Raw genomic sequence first — 14,684 nt, forward strand, 5'->3', positions numbered from 1 at the left:
GGGCCCCATCCCGGATGGGGATCTGTGTCCCCTCCTTACGGATGAGGACCGGCGCCTATACGGCTTCCTCCGGGAAGTGGCAGGCGACCTGCTGGCCCGAACGCTTCTCCTCCAACGGAGGCTGCACCGTCCTGCACACCTCCTGCGCCTTCCAGCACCGCGTGTGGAAATGGCAACCCGGAGGCGGATTCAACGGACTGGGCACATCACCCTTCAACCGGATCCGCTCCCGCTCCCGCCGCGCGTTCGGATCCGGAATCGGCACCGCCGACAACAGAGCGTTCGTGTAGGGGTGCATCGGCCGCGTGTAGAGGTCCGCCTGATCGGCCACCTCCACGATCCGACCCAGATACATCACCGCCACCCGATCCGAGATGTGCCGCACCACCGACAGGTCATGCGCAATGACGACGTACGTGAGACCGAGCTCGTCCTGAAGGTCCTCCAGGAGGTTGACGACCTGCGCCTGGATCGAGACGTCCAGAGCCGACACCGGCTCATCCGCCACGATCAACTTCGGCTTCAACGCCAACGTCCGCGCGATACCGATCCGCTGACGCTGACCGCCCGAGAACTCGTGCGGATACCGGTTGTAATGCTCCGGATTCAACCCCACCAGCTCGAGCAGCTCCTGCACCGCCTTCTTCACCCCGTTCGGAGTGTCGATGCTCTGCAGATGGAACGGGGCACCCACGATCGAACCGACGGTCTTGCGGGGATTGAGAGACGAGTACGGATCCTGGAAGATCATCTGGATGTCGCGGCGCAAAGGACGCATCCGCCGCTGCGACAGACCCGCGATCTCCTCACCCTCGAACCGGATGCTCCCGGACGACGGATCCAGCAACCGCATGATCATCCGGCCCGTGGTCGTCTTGCCGCAGCCCGACTCCCCCACCAGCCCCAGAGTCTCACCCCGGTTCACCGAGAACGACACACCGTCGACCGCCTTGACCGCCGCCACCTGACGACGCAGCAGACCCGCGTGCACCGGAAAATGCTTACGCAGGTCGGTGACCTCCAGCAGCGGGGTACCGCTCTCCACTCGCCCTGCCTTCATGGACTCCGCTTCCACGGATTCGACCTTCACAGCTTCGGCCTGATCTCTTCTTCCCAGATCTCCCGGCGGCGATCCACCGGCAGATGGCATGCGGCCCGTTGTCCCGGCGACACCTCGGTCAGCTCGGGCACCTCGGTGGTGCTGCGCCCGCCGGTGAGGTCGGCGTAGGCGCACCGGGGGTGGAACGCGCACCCCGACGGCAGGTTGATCAACGACGGAGGCGTGCCCTTCACCGGCATCAGCCGCTCCGAACGGTCCCGGTCCAGCCGCGGCATCGACCCCAGCAGACCCCATGTGTAGGGGTGGGCGGGGTTGTAGAACGCGGATTCGACGGAGGCCTGCTCCACGCAGCGCCCGCCGTACATGACCAGGACGTCGTCGGCGAGCTCGGCGACGACGCCGAGGTCGTGGGTGATCATGATGATCGCCGAATTGAACTCCTCCTGCAGATCCCGCAACAGATCCAGAATCTGCGCCTGCACCGTCACATCCAACGCCGTCGTCGGCTCATCGGCGATCAACAACTCCGGATCACACGACAACGCCATCGCGATCATCGCCCGCTGCCGCATACCACCCGAGAACTGATGCGGATAATCATCCACCCGCTTGGCCGGAGTCGGAATCCCCACCCGACCCAGCAGATCCACCGCGTGCTTACGCGCCACCTTCTTCGACACATCATGATGAATCCGATAAGCCTCAACAATCTGAGCACCCACCGAATAGAACGGATGCATCGCCGACAACGGATCCTGAAAGATCATCGCCATCTTCCGGCCCCGCAGCCTGCGGACCTTCTCGGGCGAGGAACCCACGATCTCGGTGCCGTCGAGCCAGATCTCCCCGGAGATGCGGCAGTTGCGGCGGTTGTGCAGGCCCAGGATGCCCAGGCTCGTCACCGACTTGCCCGAACCCGACTCCCCCACGATCCCCAGCGTCTGCCCGCGCTCGAGCCGGAAGTTCAGCCCGTCCACGGACTTCACCAGGCCGTCGTCGGTCGGGAAATGGATCCTCAGGTCACGGACCTCGAGGAACGAGCCCGGCGGATTCAACTGTTCCTTCATCCCATCCTCACCCTCGGGTCGACCACCGCGTAGAGGACGTCCACCACGAAACTCGCCACCACGATGAAGATGGTGGCCAGCAGCACCACGCCCATCACCATCGGCAGGTCCCCCGACTCGATCGAATCGATGGACAGCGCGCCCAGGCCGGCGAAGCCGAAAGTGCTCTCGGTGAGGACGGCGCCGCCCAGCAGCAGCCCCAGGTCAAGTCCGAAGATGGTCAGGATCGGCGTCAAGGACGCGCGCAGCGCGTGCTTGACGATCACCGTCTTCTCCGGAAGCCCCTTCGCACGGGCCGTCCGGATGAAGTCCTCGTTCAACGTCTCCAGCATCCCCGCACGCGTCAACCGCGCGTACAGAGCCGCGTACAAGAACGCCAACGTCACCCAGGGGAGGATGAGGTTGTAGGCCCAGTCGACGGGGTTTTCCAGGAATGGCCTGTAGGCCACGCCGTCGGGCCAGAGCTTGAGCCCGTAGGCGAACACGGCCAGGGACACCAGGCCGGTGAAATAAATGGGAAGCGACACACCCGCCAGAGCCGTCATCATCGCCACCCGGTCGAACACGCTGCCTCGCCGCAGGGCCGACAGCACCCCGATCCCGACGCCGAGGACCAGCCAGATGACCGAGGCCCCGACGGCCAGGGAGATCGTCACCGGCGCCCGGTCGAGCAGGGTGGGCAGGACGGGCTCGGAGTTGCGGAACGAGTACCCCAGGCAGGGAGCGGGGCAGTGCGTCACGCTCGGCCCGTTGTTGAACTCCCGCCCCGCCACGACGCCCTTGACGAACCGGCCGTACTGCACGGCGATCGGATCGTCCAGGCCGAGCCTCTCCTTGATGTCGGCGATCGCCTCCTTCGTGGGGGCCTTGCCGGCGTAGGCGGCGGCCTGCTGGTCGGGGGTCTGACCGGCCATCTTGGGCAGGAGGAAGAAGATCCCGAAGGTGACCATGCTGACGATGAGCAGCATGACGACGGCGCTGATCATGCGCCGGATGAGAAAAGTGAACACGAGCGGCGGCACCCGGCTGCCGGGGCCCGCCCCCGAAGGGGCGGACCCCGGCTCCGTTAGGCCTTCACCTGCCTTCTACGAACGCGGAGGCCTGCAGACCCGACTACTACTCGACACCGAGGTTGAGGTAGTCGTACATGCCGCCGTAGCCGTTGCTGAGCGTCACGTTCGTGACGTTCGCGGGCCGGTACAGCAGCAGCTTGGCGTAGATGAGCGGCACGATGCCCGCGTCCTCCATCACCAGCTGGTCGACCTTGGTGTAGCGGGCGTTGCGCGTCTCGGCGTTGGTGTCCTGGGCCGCCTCGTCGAGCAGCTGGTTGACCTCGGGCAGGTCGGTCTCCTGCAGGTTGGTGCCGCCGGAGGGCTTGATGGCCCGGCCGTCGACGATCTGCTGGAGGAAGCCGAAGCCCGACGGCCAGTCCGCGGCCCACGCCATGAGCATGAGGCCGACGCCGTTGTCGTGGACCCACTTGGGGGTGCCGGCGTACTTGTTGAAGTAGTCACCCGCGGGGACCTGGACGATCTCGGTCTTGATGCCGGCCTTGGCCAGGCCCTGCTGGATGGCCTGCGCCGCGGCGACTTCCTTCGGCCGGTCGGACCGGGCCGAGATCTTGGTGGAGAAGCCGTTCGGCTGCCCGCAGGCGGCCAGCTCCTCCTTGGCCTTGGCCATGTCGCCGTGCTGGTCGGGGCCGACGGGGTAGCGGTCGGCCTTCTGGTAGCCGGTGACGCTCGGCGGCAGGATCGTCGTGGCGACCTCGCCGCCGGCGACGGGTCCGCCGAAGCCGGTCTGCGCGGCGACCTTGTCGGTCGCGTAGGCCACGGCCCGGCGGCAGTGGACGTTGTCGAGCGGCTTCACCTTGCCGTTGACCGCCATGTAGCGCAGGTAGCCGGCGGTGACGTTGTCGGCGTTGGCCTTGTACTGGGCGTTGCTCAGGACCTTGGGCTGCGCCGCGCCCTGGACGCCGGTGCCGGCGATGTCCATGTCGAGCGCGCCGGCCAGCAGCTTCTGGTCGAGGTCGTCGGCGTTCTGCTTGAGCGCGACCTCGATGTTGTCGGGCAGCGCCGTGCGCAGGGGGTCGGTCGCCTTGTCCCAGTGCGGGTTGCGCGACAGCTTCATGGCCTTGCCGCGCTCATAGCTGTCGATCTTGTAGGGGCCGGTGGAGACGATGCTCTTCTGGTACTCCAGGCCCTTGTCCTTGGCCCTGGGCACCGGCTGGGTCTGCATCGACACCAGGTAGTCGAACTCCGAGAACGCCTGGTTCAGGTGGAAGACGATGGTCTGGTCGTCCGGCGTCTCGATCGACTTCAGGCCCTCTTCGGACTTGTCCTTGTAGGGGCCCTGGTAGGGCGGGTTGTTGTCGACCAGGTACTGCTTGAAGTACTTGGGGCCGAGCTGAAGTTCCGCGCTGAAGTTCGAGCGCTCGACCGCGTACTTGACGTCCTTGGACGTGACCTCGGTGCCGTCGTCGAACTTGACGCCCTTGCGGATCTTGTACGTCCAGGTCTTGCCGCCGTCCGACGGGGTGCCCAGTGCTTCGGCGAGGTCGGGGACGATCTCCTGGCTCTCCAGCCCGGTGCCCACCTTGAAGGTGGTCAGCGCCCGCCCGTACAGCCGTCCGAAGTTCTGGGAGAACGCGTAATACGTATCGCCCATGTCGGGCGAGTCCCAGTCGTCCGAGCTGGCGTAGCGGATGGTCCCCCCCTTCTTGTCCGAGGGGTTGACGACGCCCTTCTCAACGGCGTTGAAGCCGGAAGCACCCGAGTCTGACGAATCAGATGAATCATCCGAGCCGCAGGCCGCCAGGACCCCGCTCAGCATCAGGCCGACCGCCACGATGGCGGTCGCTTTGAACTTGCCCATGTGACCGGCACACCTCTTTTTCTGTGATGGAGGATGACGAACCCGGTGGGGTTCATCTGGCCCGGGGGTCGAGCGCGTCGCGCAGCCCGTCCCCGAGCAGGTTGAAGGCCAGGACCGTGATGAAGATCGCGAGGCCCGGAACGATCATGAAGAGCGGCGTGTTCTGGTAGGTGGGCACCGCCAGCGTGAGCATGCCGCCCCAGGAGGGCGCCGGAGGGATGACGCCGACGCCCAGGAAGGACAGCGCCGCCTCGAAGAGGATGTTCGTGGGGATCAGCAGCGTCGCGTAGACGATGATCGGCGCCACCAGGTTGGGCAGGACCTCGCGGAAGAAGACGTGGAAGTGCCCCGCGCCCAGGCTGCGGGAGGCGTCGATGAACTCCCGCTCGCGCAGCGACAGGGTCTGGCCTCTGATGATGCGGCCGATGTAGGGCCAGTTGAAGAAGCCGATCACGAAGATCAGCACCGACACCCGCAGCCCGTTGCCCTTGATTCCCATCACCCCGTCGCCGGGCACCACGCCCACCAGCGCGATCGCGAACAGCAGCAGCGGGAAGGCCAGGAAGACGTCCATCGCCCGGCTGATCAGGGTGTCGAACCAGCCGCCGAAGTAGCCGGCGAGCCCGCCGAGGACCACGCCGATCAGGACCGACAGCAGGGTGGCCGCGGCGGCGACCAGCAGGGAGATGCGGGCTCCCACCAGGACGCGCGCGAGCAGGTCGCGGCCGGTGGTGGGGTCGACGCCCAGCGGGTGGTCCCAGCTGATGCCCGAGTGCAGCCAGCCGTCCTTGGGCCGCTGGTAGGTCGCGTCGATCAGGTCCTGGTTGTACTCCAGCGGGTCGGGGGTGAACCAGGGGCCGACGATCGCGGCGAGGATCAGCAGCAGGATGACGGCCCCGCCGCCGAGGGCCACCTTGTCCCGCCTGAGCCGCAGCCAGGCGATCTGCCAGAGCGAACGGCCCTCGATGGACTTGCCGAGGCCCTTCAGTAGATCCTCTGGGCGGGCCTCGGCCTCGCTCTTCGAGACCTCGATCGGTGCGGCCACGCTTACGAACCTCCGCAACAGGCGTCATCGCCGGAAAGCTGTCTTGGAGAATCTGCTGGCGCGGACCGGGGGCGCACCAGCCCCCGTATCTGGATCGTGATCCCGTCGTTGCCCGACCAACACCTGTTCCTGACAGAGAAGCGGACATATGTTGCACATAGCAACTTATGTCCGCTTTGACCCTATTTTTCGAAATGGGGGATACCGGGAAGTTTTCGCGGCCGATACCGGCCAGAAGAAGGTCGTCCGGTCTCCCCCGCGGAGGGCCGGAGATCGTCCGTCACCGGGATCCGCGGGCGAGATCTCAGGAGCCGTCGTTCTCCGGGAAGTGGCAGGCGACCTGCTGGCCCGAACGCTTCTCCTCCAACGGAGGCTGCACCGTCCTGCACACCTCCTGCGCCTTCCAGCACCGCGTGTGGAAGTGACAACCCGGAGGCGGGTTCAGCGGGCTGGGCACGTCGCCCTTCAACCGGATGCGCTCCCGCTCCCGCCGCGCGTTCGGATCGGGAATCGGCACCGCCGACAGCAGAGCGTTCGTGTAGGGATGCATCGGCCGCGTGTAGAGGTCCGCCTGATCGGCCACCTCCACGATCCGACCCAGATACATCACCGCCACCCGATCCGAGATATGCCGCACCACCGACAGGTCATGCGCGATCACCACATAGGTCAACCCCAGCTCGTCCTGAAGGTCCTCCAGCAGGTTCACCACCTGCGCCTGAATCGAGACGTCCAGAGCCGACACCGGCTCATCCGCCACGATCAACTTCGGCTTCAACGCCAGAGTGCGGGCGATGCCGATCCGCTGACGCTGACCACCGGAGAACTCGTGCGGATACCGGTTGTAATGCTCAGGGTTGAGACCCACCAGCTCAAGCAGCTCCTGCACCGCCTTCTTCACCCCGTTCGGAGTGTCGATGCTCTGCAGATGGAACGGGGCACCCACGATCGAACCCACCGTCTTACGCGGGTTCAACGACGAATACGGATCCTGGAAGATCATCTGGATGTCGCGGCGCAAAGGACGCATCCGCCGCTGCGACAGACCCGCGATCTCCTCACCCTCGAACCGGATGCTCCCCGACGACGCATCCAGCAACCGCATGATCATCCGACCCGTGGTCGTCTTGCCGCAGCCCGACTCCCCCACCAGCCCCAGAGTCTCACCCCGGTTCACCGAGAACGACACACCGTCGACCGCCTTGACCGCCGCCACCTGACGACGCAGCAGACCCGCGTGCACCGGAAAATGCTTACGCAGGTCGGTGACCTCCAGCAGCGGGGTTCCTGAGGTACTCAACTCACTTCACCTTCTCCAGGTTCGGCTGGATCTGGGTCTCCCAGATCCGCTGGCGCCGCTCGGCGGACAGGTGGCAGGCGACCAGGTGGCCGGGGTCGCCGGCCGGCCGCAGTTCGGGCACCTCGGTGACGCTGCGCCCCTCGTTGAGGTCGGCGTAGGCGCACCGGGGGTGGAACGCGCACCCCGACGGCAGGTTGATCAACGACGGAGGCGTGCCCTTCACCGGCATCAACCGCTCCGAACGGTCCCGGTCCAGCCGCGGCATCGACCCCAGCAGACCCCACGTGTAGGGGTGGGCCGGAGAGTGGAAGATCTCCTGGACGTCGCCCTGCTCGACGGAGCGGCCCCCGTACATCACCATGATCCGGTCCGACAGTTCGGCGACGACGCCGAGGTCGTGGGTGATCATGATGATCGCCGAATTGAACTCCTCCTGCAGATCCCGCAACAGATCCAGAATCTGCGCCTGCACCGTCACATCCAACGCCGTCGTCGGCTCATCAGCGATCAACAACTCCGGATCACACGACAACGCCATCGCGATCATCGCCCGCTGCCGCATACCACCCGAGAACTGATGCGGATAATCATCCACCCGCTTGGCCGGAGTCGGAATCCCCACCCGACCCAGCAGATCCACCGCGTGCTTACGCGCCACCTTCTTCGACACATCATGATGAATCCGATAAGCCTCAACAATCTGAGAACCCACCGAATAGAACGGATGCATCGCCGACAACGGATCCTGAAAGATCATCGCCATCTTCCGGCCCCGCAGCCTGCGGACCTCCTCAGGGGACGCCCCGACGAGTTCCTTGCCGTTCAGCCAGATCTCCCCCGACATCCGGCAGTTGCGGCGGTTGTGCAGGCCCAGGATGCCCAGGCTCGTCACCGACTTGCCCGAACCCGACTCCCCCACGATCCCCAGCGTCTGCCCGCGCTCGAGCTGAAAGCTCAGCCCGTCCACGGACTTCACCAGGCCGTCGTCGGTCGGGAAATGGATCCTCAGGTCACGGACCTCGAGAAAGGGCCGCGGCCCGGTGGCGGGAGGAACGGATGCGATCTTCACTAGTTCAGCCTCACCCTCGGGTCGACGACGGCGTACAGGATGTCCACGATCAGGCTGGCCAGCACGATGAAGATGGTGGCCAGCAGCACCACGCCCATCACCATCGGCAGGTCCCCCGACGCGATCGAGTCGATGGACAGGGCCCCGAGCCCTGCGAAACCGAACGTCTTCTCGGTGAGGACGGCGCCGCCCAGAAGCAGCCCCAGGTCAAGTCCAAAGACGGTCAGGATCGGCGTCAAGGACGCGCGCAGCGCATGCTTGGTGATCACCGTCTTCTCCGGAAGCCCCTTCGCACGGGCCGTCCGGATGAAGTCCTCGTTCAACGTCTCCAGCATCCCCGCACGCGTCAACCGCGCGTACAGAGCCGCGTACAGGAACGCCAACGTCACCCAGGGAAGAATCAGGTTGTAGGCCCAGTCCACCGGGTTGTCCAGGAAGGGCTTGTAGGCCACGCCGTCGGGCCAGAGCTTGAGCCCGTAGGCGAACACGGCCAGGGACACCAGGCCGGTGAAATAAATGGGAAGCGACACACCCGCCAGAGCCGTCATCATGGCGAGCCGGTCGAAGACGCTGCCGCGCTTCAGCGCGGAGACGATGCCGATGCCGACGCCGGCGACCAGCCAGATGACGGCCGCGCCGACGGCCAGTGACAACGTCACCGGCGCCCGGTCGACCAGGGTGGGCAGGACGGGCTCGGAGTTGCGGAACGAGTACCCCAGGCAGGGCGCCGGGCACTTCATGACACTCGGCCCGTTGCTGAACTCCTGGCCCGCCACGATCCCCTTGACGTACCGGCCGTACTGCACGGCGATCGGGTCGTCCAGGCCGAGCCGCTCCTTGATGTCGGCGATCGCCTCCTGCGTCGGGGCCTTGCCCGCGTAGGAGGCGGCCAGCTGGTCGGTGGTCTGACCGGCCAGCTTCGGCAGCAGGAAGAAGATGCCGAAGGTGACCATGCTGACGATCACCAGCATGGCGACCGCGCCGAAGAGGCGCCTGACGATGAATGCGAACACTGTGGAGCGGCCCGGTGAGCGCGGCCCCCGGAGGGACCGCGCTCACCTCTCGGCCTTCACCTGCCTTCTGCGGTGATCAGACGAACCGAGCGGACGTGGGCTACTTCACGCCCATGTTGAGGTAGCTGTACATACCGCTCCAACCGGCGGCCACGAACACGTTCGTGACGTTCGCGGGGCGGTACAGCAGCTGGTTGGCGTAGGTCAGCGGGACGATGTCCGCGCTCTCCATGACGGCCTTGTCGACCTGGGTGTAGATCGCGTTGCGCTCGTCGGTGTCGGTCTCCTTCGTCGCGGCGTCGAACATGGCGTTCACGGCCTTGATGTCGGTCTCCGACAGGTTGGTGTTGCCCGCGGGCTTGATCGCCCGGCCGTCCACGACCTGCTGGAGGAAGCCGAAGCCGGACGGCCAGTCGGCGCCCCACTTCATCATGGCCAGGCCGACCTTGTTGGACTTCATGAACGCCGGGGAGCCCGCGTACTTGGTGAAGTAGTCACCCGACGGGTAGCTCTTGATCTCGACCTTGATGCCGACCTTGGCCAGGCCCTGCTGGATCGCCTGGGCGGCGGCCATCTCCTTGGGACGGTCGGCGCGGGCGGTCAGCGTGGTGGAGAAGCCGTTCGGCTGCCCGCACGCGGCCAGCTGCTCCTTGGCCTTGGCCTGGTCGCCGGCGTTGCCGGCCGACGGGTACAGGTCGAACTTCTCGTGTCCGGTCACCGACGGCGGCAGGATGGTGGAGGCGACGGCGCCGCCGGCGACGGGGCCGCCCAGGCCGGTCTGCACGGAGACCTTGTCGACGGCGAACTGCACGGCCTTGCGGCAGGCGGCGTTGTCGAACGGGGCGGTCCTGGTGTTGATCGCCATGTAGGTCAGCGTGCTGCCGGTGGCGACGTCGGTGTGCTGCTTCTGGGCGCTGTTGCCCAGGACCTTCGGCTGGGCCGCGGTGGCCAGGCCGGCGCCGGCCAGGTCCATGTGGACCGCGCCGGACAGCAGGCGGTTGTCGATGTCGTCCTGGTTCTGGTTGAGCGCGACGGAGATGGTGTCCGGCAGCGCCTTGCGCAGCGGGTCGGTCCCGGCCGCCCAGTTCGGGTTGCGCGAGAGCTTCATCTCCTTGCCCGGCACGTAGGAGTCGACCTTGTACGGGCCGGAGGAGACCATCTGCTTCTTGTAGTTCACGCCGGTGTCCTTGGCCCGCGGGACCGGGGCGGTCTGCGGCATGGCGGCCAGGTAGTCGAACTCCGAGAACGGCGTGTTCAGGTGGAAGACGATGGTGTGGTCGTCCGGCGTCTCGATGGACTTCAGGCCGTCCTTGGACTTGTCCTTGTAGGGGCCCTTGTATCCGCCGGGGTTGTCGACCAGGTACTGCTGGAAGTACTTGGGGCCGAGCTGGAGCTCGGAGGTGAAGTTCGAGCGCTCGACGGCGTACTTGACGTCCTTGGACGTGACCTCGGTGCCGTCGTCGTACTTGACGCCCTTGCGGATCTTGTAGGTCCAGGTCTTTCCGCCGTCCGACGGGGTGCCCGCGGACTCGGCGAGGTCCGGCACGACCTCCAGGCCGTCGGTGCCCGGCGCGTCGTTGAAGGTCATCAGCGCCCGCGAGTAGTAGCGGGCGAAGTTCCAGGAGAAGGCGTAGTAGGTGTCGCCGGGGTCGGGCGAGTCCCAGTCGCTCGACATCGCGAAGGACAGGTTGCCGCCCTTCTTGTCCGAGGGGTTGACGACCGCGGTGTTGGCCGCGTCCGCCTTGGCCGCGGAGCCCGAGGTACCCGACTCGGAGTTCCCACCGCAGGCGGTGAGCCCGGCGGCGAGCACCGCGCCCGCCGCGAGGGACGCCCCGATCTTGATCTTGTTCATAGTGCTGAGCGCACCTCTCTGGGAACTTGCAGGGAGAACACGAACCCGTGGGGGTTCACCGGGCCCGGGGGTCGAGCGCGTCGCGCAGCCCGTCCCCGAGCAGGTTGAAGGCCAGGACGGTGATGAAGATCGCCAGACCTGGGATGATCATGAAGAACGGCGTGTTCTGGTAGGTGGGCACCGCCAGCGTGAGCATGCCGCCCCAGGAGGGGGTGGGCGGGTTCACGCCGACACCCAGGAAGGACAGCGCCGCCTCGAAGAGGATGTTCGTGGGGATCAGCAGCGTCGCGTAGACGATGATCGGCGCCACCAGGTTGGGCAGCAGCTCCTTGAACAGCACGTAGCCGTGACCGGCGCCGAGGCTGCGGGAGGCGTCGACGAACTCCCGCTCGCGCAGCGACAGGGTCTGGCCCCGGACGATGCGGCCGATGTAGGGCCAGTTGAAGAAGCCGATCACGAAGATCAGTACCGACACCCGCAGCCCGTTGCCCTTGATGCCGAACACCTCGCCGGGCACCACTCCCACCAGCGCGATCGCGAACAGCAGCAGCGGGAAGGCCAGGAAGACGTCCATCGCCCGGCTGATCAGGGTGTCGGCCCAGCCGCCGAAGTAGCCGGCCAGCACGCCCATGACGGTGCCGATCAGCACCGACAGCAGCGTCGCCAGGAACGCCACCAGCAGCGAGATGCGGGCCCCCGAGACGATTCTCGACAGCATGTCGCGGCCGGTGGTGGGCTCCACCCCCAGCGGGTGGTCCCAGCTGATGCCCGAGTGCAGCCAGCCGCCCTTGGGCCGCTGGTAGGTCGGGTCGATGAGGCCCTGGTTGTAGACCGTGGGGTCCTGCAGGAAGAGCGGGCCGAAGATCGCGGCCACGATCAGCAGGACGATGACCACCGCCCCGCCCAGCGCCGCCTTGTCGCGCTTGAGGCGGAGCCAGGCGATCTGCCCCAGGGAGCGGCCCTGGATGGCCTTCCCGGAGACCCCCTGCAGAACGTCTTCCGGATGGGCCTCGACCTCGCCCTTGGAGACCTCGATGGGCGCGGTCACGCGGCCTCCCTAAGCTCGCTCACGCACGTTCCTCTCCTGCCACCGGACACCAGCCGCCTCAGCCGTGGTGTACGTGCCCCTTGTACCGACGCCGTGGTCGGCGCCAAGGCGCGCAAGGCAGCCCTCTTAACAGAAAGTTACCGTCTGATGACGCATCTCGGACTCCTCTTCGCCTGATGGAAGAACTTCCGTCATGAAGCCGAATTCGGACACGCCGGAAGAGAGTATCCATGCGACCGGATAGGAATTTGTTCCCGAAGGCCACTATCGCCGAAAAATTTACGTTTCCGAGTCATACGTGTGATCTGATCACTGGTTTTTCACCCGAAGGAACGAAAGATATCCCTTGTGACCATGAGGTCAGCTCTGGTATGGAACGTTCCAGAGTGGCGCTTCCCACGTTTCGGACAGACACAAAAGCCCGCCCCCTCGCGGGGACGGGCTTGACTCCAGGCCCTCCGGCTCCGGGCGGGAGCGATCAGATCCCTCGGCGGCGCAGGATCTCCTCGATCTCCTTCATGTCGTCGTCCAGGTCGCCGGCGGCACCCGAGACGGGGGCGGACGCCCGGCCGCGCGGGACGGGCGCGGCGCCCGGCCGCCCGCCGGCCTCCACCCGCCGTGGACCCGGCTGCGTGCCAGAGCGCAGCTTCACGCCCGACACCACGTACAGGACGCCCGCGAGCCCCAGCACCGCCACGCCCGTCCAGCGGGTGGGGTTGAGGACCAGCGAGCTGAGGAACCCGGTCAGACCGGTCAGGTAGAACCCCAGCGGCACCAGCGACCAGGCCGCTCCGCGCAGCCCCGAGGGCAGACCTCGGCGGCGGGCGGCCCTCCAGCTGGCCAGCAGGCCCAGGACGGTGACCGCGAGGCTGATGGTGAAAAGCAGGACATCACTCATTGTTCGACTCCCCAGTGCGCGCTCCTTCCATCGTCACACGGGAAGCCGGAGGGCTCCTCCTCCCCCGGGAGGGTTCCGCCCCTGATCTCCGCGGGGGTGAACCCCCGCCTCAGGGCCGCGGGACCAGGGAGCGCAGCCGCTCGACGGTCAGGCCCTCCATGGAGGGCAGCACCATCCGGGTCGGCGCGTGGTCGATCGGCACCACGCACGGGATCGCCACCACCGCGCAGCCCGCGGCCTCCGCCGCCCTCACCCCGGTCGGGGAGTCCTCCAAGACGACGCACCGGGCGGGTTCGGCGCCCAGCAGCCGTGCCGCCTTCAGATAGGGCTCCGGGTGCGGCTTGGTGTTCTCCACCTCGTCCCCGGCGACGGTCAGGGCGAAGTGGTGCCGCCCCAGGGCGTCGATCGCCACATCGGCCAGAGCCCGGACCGTCGAGGTCACCAGCCCCACCGGGATCCCCTCGGCGGCGGCCTCGGTCAGCAGCTCCTTGGCCCCCGGCATCACGGCCAGCTCCGTCGGCAGCAGCTCGGCCATCCGCCCCAGGAGCCGCTCGGCGACCGCCTCGGGCGGCACCGAGGCCCCCGACAGCGCCAGCATGTACTCGATCGTCGACCACAGCGCCCCGCCCACGACGGCGTTCTGGTGCTCGACGTCCCAAGGTCCGCCGAGCCAGTCCATGACCTCGTGCTCCACCGTGAGCCAGACCGGCTCGGAGTTGATGAGGGTTCCGTCGAGGTCGAAGAGGATCGCCTGAAGAGTCACGTGACCGGATGATATTTCACCGACTGGCCGGGAGCCCCCTGCGCGGCGGGCCTGTGCGGCCCGGCTGTGTCCGACCTCACGCGGATTTTCTGAGGACTTCGGTCCCATGGCGGAACCCGGCGCGGCGCAGTAGCGTTCCCCGGACAAACTACCGACTGGTAAGGAGCCCCCCCATGACATACCGGTCCATCCTTGTGGGAACCGACGGTTCGCCCACCTCCCTCCGGGCCGTCGACAAGGCCGCCGGCCTGGCCGCCGCCACCGGCGCGGTGCTGGTACTGGCCTCGGCCTACCACCCGATGCCGGAGAAGGAGCGGGCGAGCGCCGCCGATCAGCTCGGCGACCTGGCCTACAAGGTGCAGGGCGCGACCCCGGCGGAGGACGCGCTGCGCGCCGCGCGGGAGCGGGCGGTGAGCGCCGGCGCCAAGGAGATAGAGACGGTGGCGGTGGAGGGCGACGCCGTGGACGTGCTGTCCTCGCTCGCCCGCCGGCGCGAGACCGATCTGGTCGTGGTCGGCAACCGGGGCCTGAACAGCCTGGCCGGACGGCTGCTCGGCTCGGTCCCGGCGAACCTCTCCCACAAGTCCCCTTGCGACGTCCTCATCGTGCACACGACCGACGGCAAGTAGTTTCGGTATCAGAAAGCCGGGAAAATCCCCGTGAAACAACGGGGATACCCGGAACGCCGACATCCCTCC

13 protein-coding genes are annotated in these 14,684 nt (G+C 66.9%); 1 reads left to right on the plus strand and 12 read right to left on the minus strand.

The window, feature by feature from the left end; genetic code table 11:
- Positions 1-55: 55 nt before the first annotated feature.
- The 12 genes from ABGB12_RS13300 to ABGB12_RS13355 all read right to left on the minus strand — a co-directional run bounded on the left by ABGB12_RS13300 (position 56) and on the right by ABGB12_RS13355 (position 13,986).
- Positions 56-1,060, minus strand: a complete 1,005-nt coding sequence (locus ABGB12_RS13300; RefSeq protein ID WP_347677727.1) for a dipeptide ABC transporter ATP-binding protein — start codon at positions 1,058-1,060, stop codon at positions 56-58.
- Positions 1,061-1,086: 26 nt separating this feature from the next.
- Positions 1,087-2,127 (minus strand): ABC transporter ATP-binding protein, encoded by a 1,041-nt coding sequence (locus ABGB12_RS13305; protein WP_347677471.1) that lies wholly within the window; start codon positions 2,125-2,127, stop codon positions 1,087-1,089.
- Positions 2,124-3,137: an ABC transporter permease gene (locus ABGB12_RS13310; RefSeq protein ID WP_347677473.1), complete on the minus strand. Its 1,014-nt coding sequence runs from the start codon at positions 3,135-3,137 to the stop codon at positions 2,124-2,126. Before ABGB12_RS13310 ends, ABGB12_RS13305 begins: the two co-directional genes overlap by 4 nt.
- Positions 3,138-3,243: 106 nt before the next feature.
- Complete coding sequence (locus tag ABGB12_RS13315) at positions 3,244-4,998, minus strand: ABC transporter substrate-binding protein (protein WP_347677475.1); 1,755 nt, start codon at positions 4,996-4,998, stop codon at positions 3,244-3,246.
- A gap of 52 nt (positions 4,999-5,050) precedes the next feature.
- Positions 5,051-5,986 (minus strand): ABC transporter permease, encoded by a 936-nt coding sequence (locus tag ABGB12_RS13320; RefSeq protein WP_347677729.1) that lies wholly within the window; start codon positions 5,984-5,986, stop codon positions 5,051-5,053.
- 361 nt (positions 5,987-6,347) lie between these two features.
- Positions 6,348-7,343: a dipeptide ABC transporter ATP-binding protein gene (locus ABGB12_RS13325; protein ID WP_347677477.1), complete on the minus strand. Its 996-nt coding sequence runs from the start codon at positions 7,341-7,343 to the stop codon at positions 6,348-6,350.
- A gap of 1 nt (position 7,344) precedes the next feature.
- Positions 7,345-8,412, minus strand: a complete 1,068-nt coding sequence (locus ABGB12_RS13330) for an ABC transporter ATP-binding protein (protein ID WP_347677479.1) — start codon at positions 8,410-8,412, stop codon at positions 7,345-7,347.
- A complete protein-coding gene (locus ABGB12_RS13335) occupies positions 8,412-9,425 on the minus strand; it encodes an ABC transporter permease (protein ID WP_347677481.1) in 1,014 nt (337 codons plus the stop codon). Before ABGB12_RS13335 ends, ABGB12_RS13330 begins: the two co-directional genes overlap by 1 nt.
- 100 nt (positions 9,426-9,525) lie before the next feature.
- Entirely contained in the window at positions 9,526-11,277 is a 1,752-nt protein-coding gene (locus ABGB12_RS13340; RefSeq protein ID WP_347677483.1) for an ABC transporter substrate-binding protein, read from the minus strand.
- A 55-nt stretch (positions 11,278-11,332) separates the two neighbouring features.
- Positions 11,333-12,268 (minus strand): ABC transporter permease, encoded by a 936-nt coding sequence (locus tag ABGB12_RS13345; RefSeq protein ID WP_347677731.1) that lies wholly within the window; start codon positions 12,266-12,268, stop codon positions 11,333-11,335.
- Between the two features lie 535 nt (positions 12,269-12,803).
- Entirely contained in the window at positions 12,804-13,223 is a 420-nt protein-coding gene (locus tag ABGB12_RS13350) for a hypothetical protein (protein WP_347677485.1), read from the minus strand.
- 109 nt (positions 13,224-13,332) lie between these two features.
- Positions 13,333-13,986, minus strand: a complete 654-nt coding sequence (locus ABGB12_RS13355) for an HAD family phosphatase (RefSeq protein WP_347677487.1) — start codon at positions 13,984-13,986, stop codon at positions 13,333-13,335.
- 173 nt (positions 13,987-14,159) lie between these two features.
- Here ABGB12_RS13355 and ABGB12_RS13360 point away from each other — a divergent pair, with 173 nt between their 5' ends.
- The gene (locus ABGB12_RS13360; RefSeq protein ID WP_347677489.1) at positions 14,160-14,615 is read left to right on the plus strand and encodes a universal stress protein; all 456 of its coding nucleotides are present in this window, start codon (positions 14,160-14,162) and stop codon (positions 14,613-14,615) included.
- The last annotated feature ends 69 nt before the right edge of the window (positions 14,616-14,684 follow it).

The organism is Actinocorallia sp. B10E7 (assembly GCF_039871655.1).
Lineage (GTDB): Bacteria > Actinomycetota > Actinomycetes > Streptosporangiales > Streptosporangiaceae > Actinocorallia.

What these genes read in the sequence shown, in the direction of transcription:
- ABGB12_RS13300 (WP_347677727.1), bottom strand. Translation starts at nt 1,060, where the DNA reads ATGAAGGCAGGGCGAGTGGAGAGCGGTACCCCGCTGCTGGAGGTCACC.
- ABGB12_RS13305 (WP_347677471.1), bottom strand. Translation starts at nt 2,127, where the DNA reads ATGAAGGAACAGTTGAATCCGCCGGGCTCGTTCCTCGAGGTCCGTGAC.
- ABGB12_RS13315 (WP_347677475.1), bottom strand. Translation starts at nt 4,998, where the DNA reads ATGGGCAAGTTCAAAGCGACCGCCATCGTGGCGGTCGGCCTGATGCTG.
- ABGB12_RS13340 (WP_347677483.1), bottom strand. Translation starts at nt 11,277, where the DNA reads ATGAACAAGATCAAGATCGGGGCGTCCCTCGCGGCGGGCGCGGTGCTC.
- ABGB12_RS13350 (WP_347677485.1), bottom strand. Translation starts at nt 13,223, where the DNA reads ATGAGTGATGTCCTGCTTTTCACCATCAGCCTCGCGGTCACCGTCCTG.
- ABGB12_RS13360 (WP_347677489.1), top strand. Translation starts at nt 14,160, where the DNA reads ATGACATACCGGTCCATCCTTGTGGGAACCGACGGTTCGCCCACCTCC.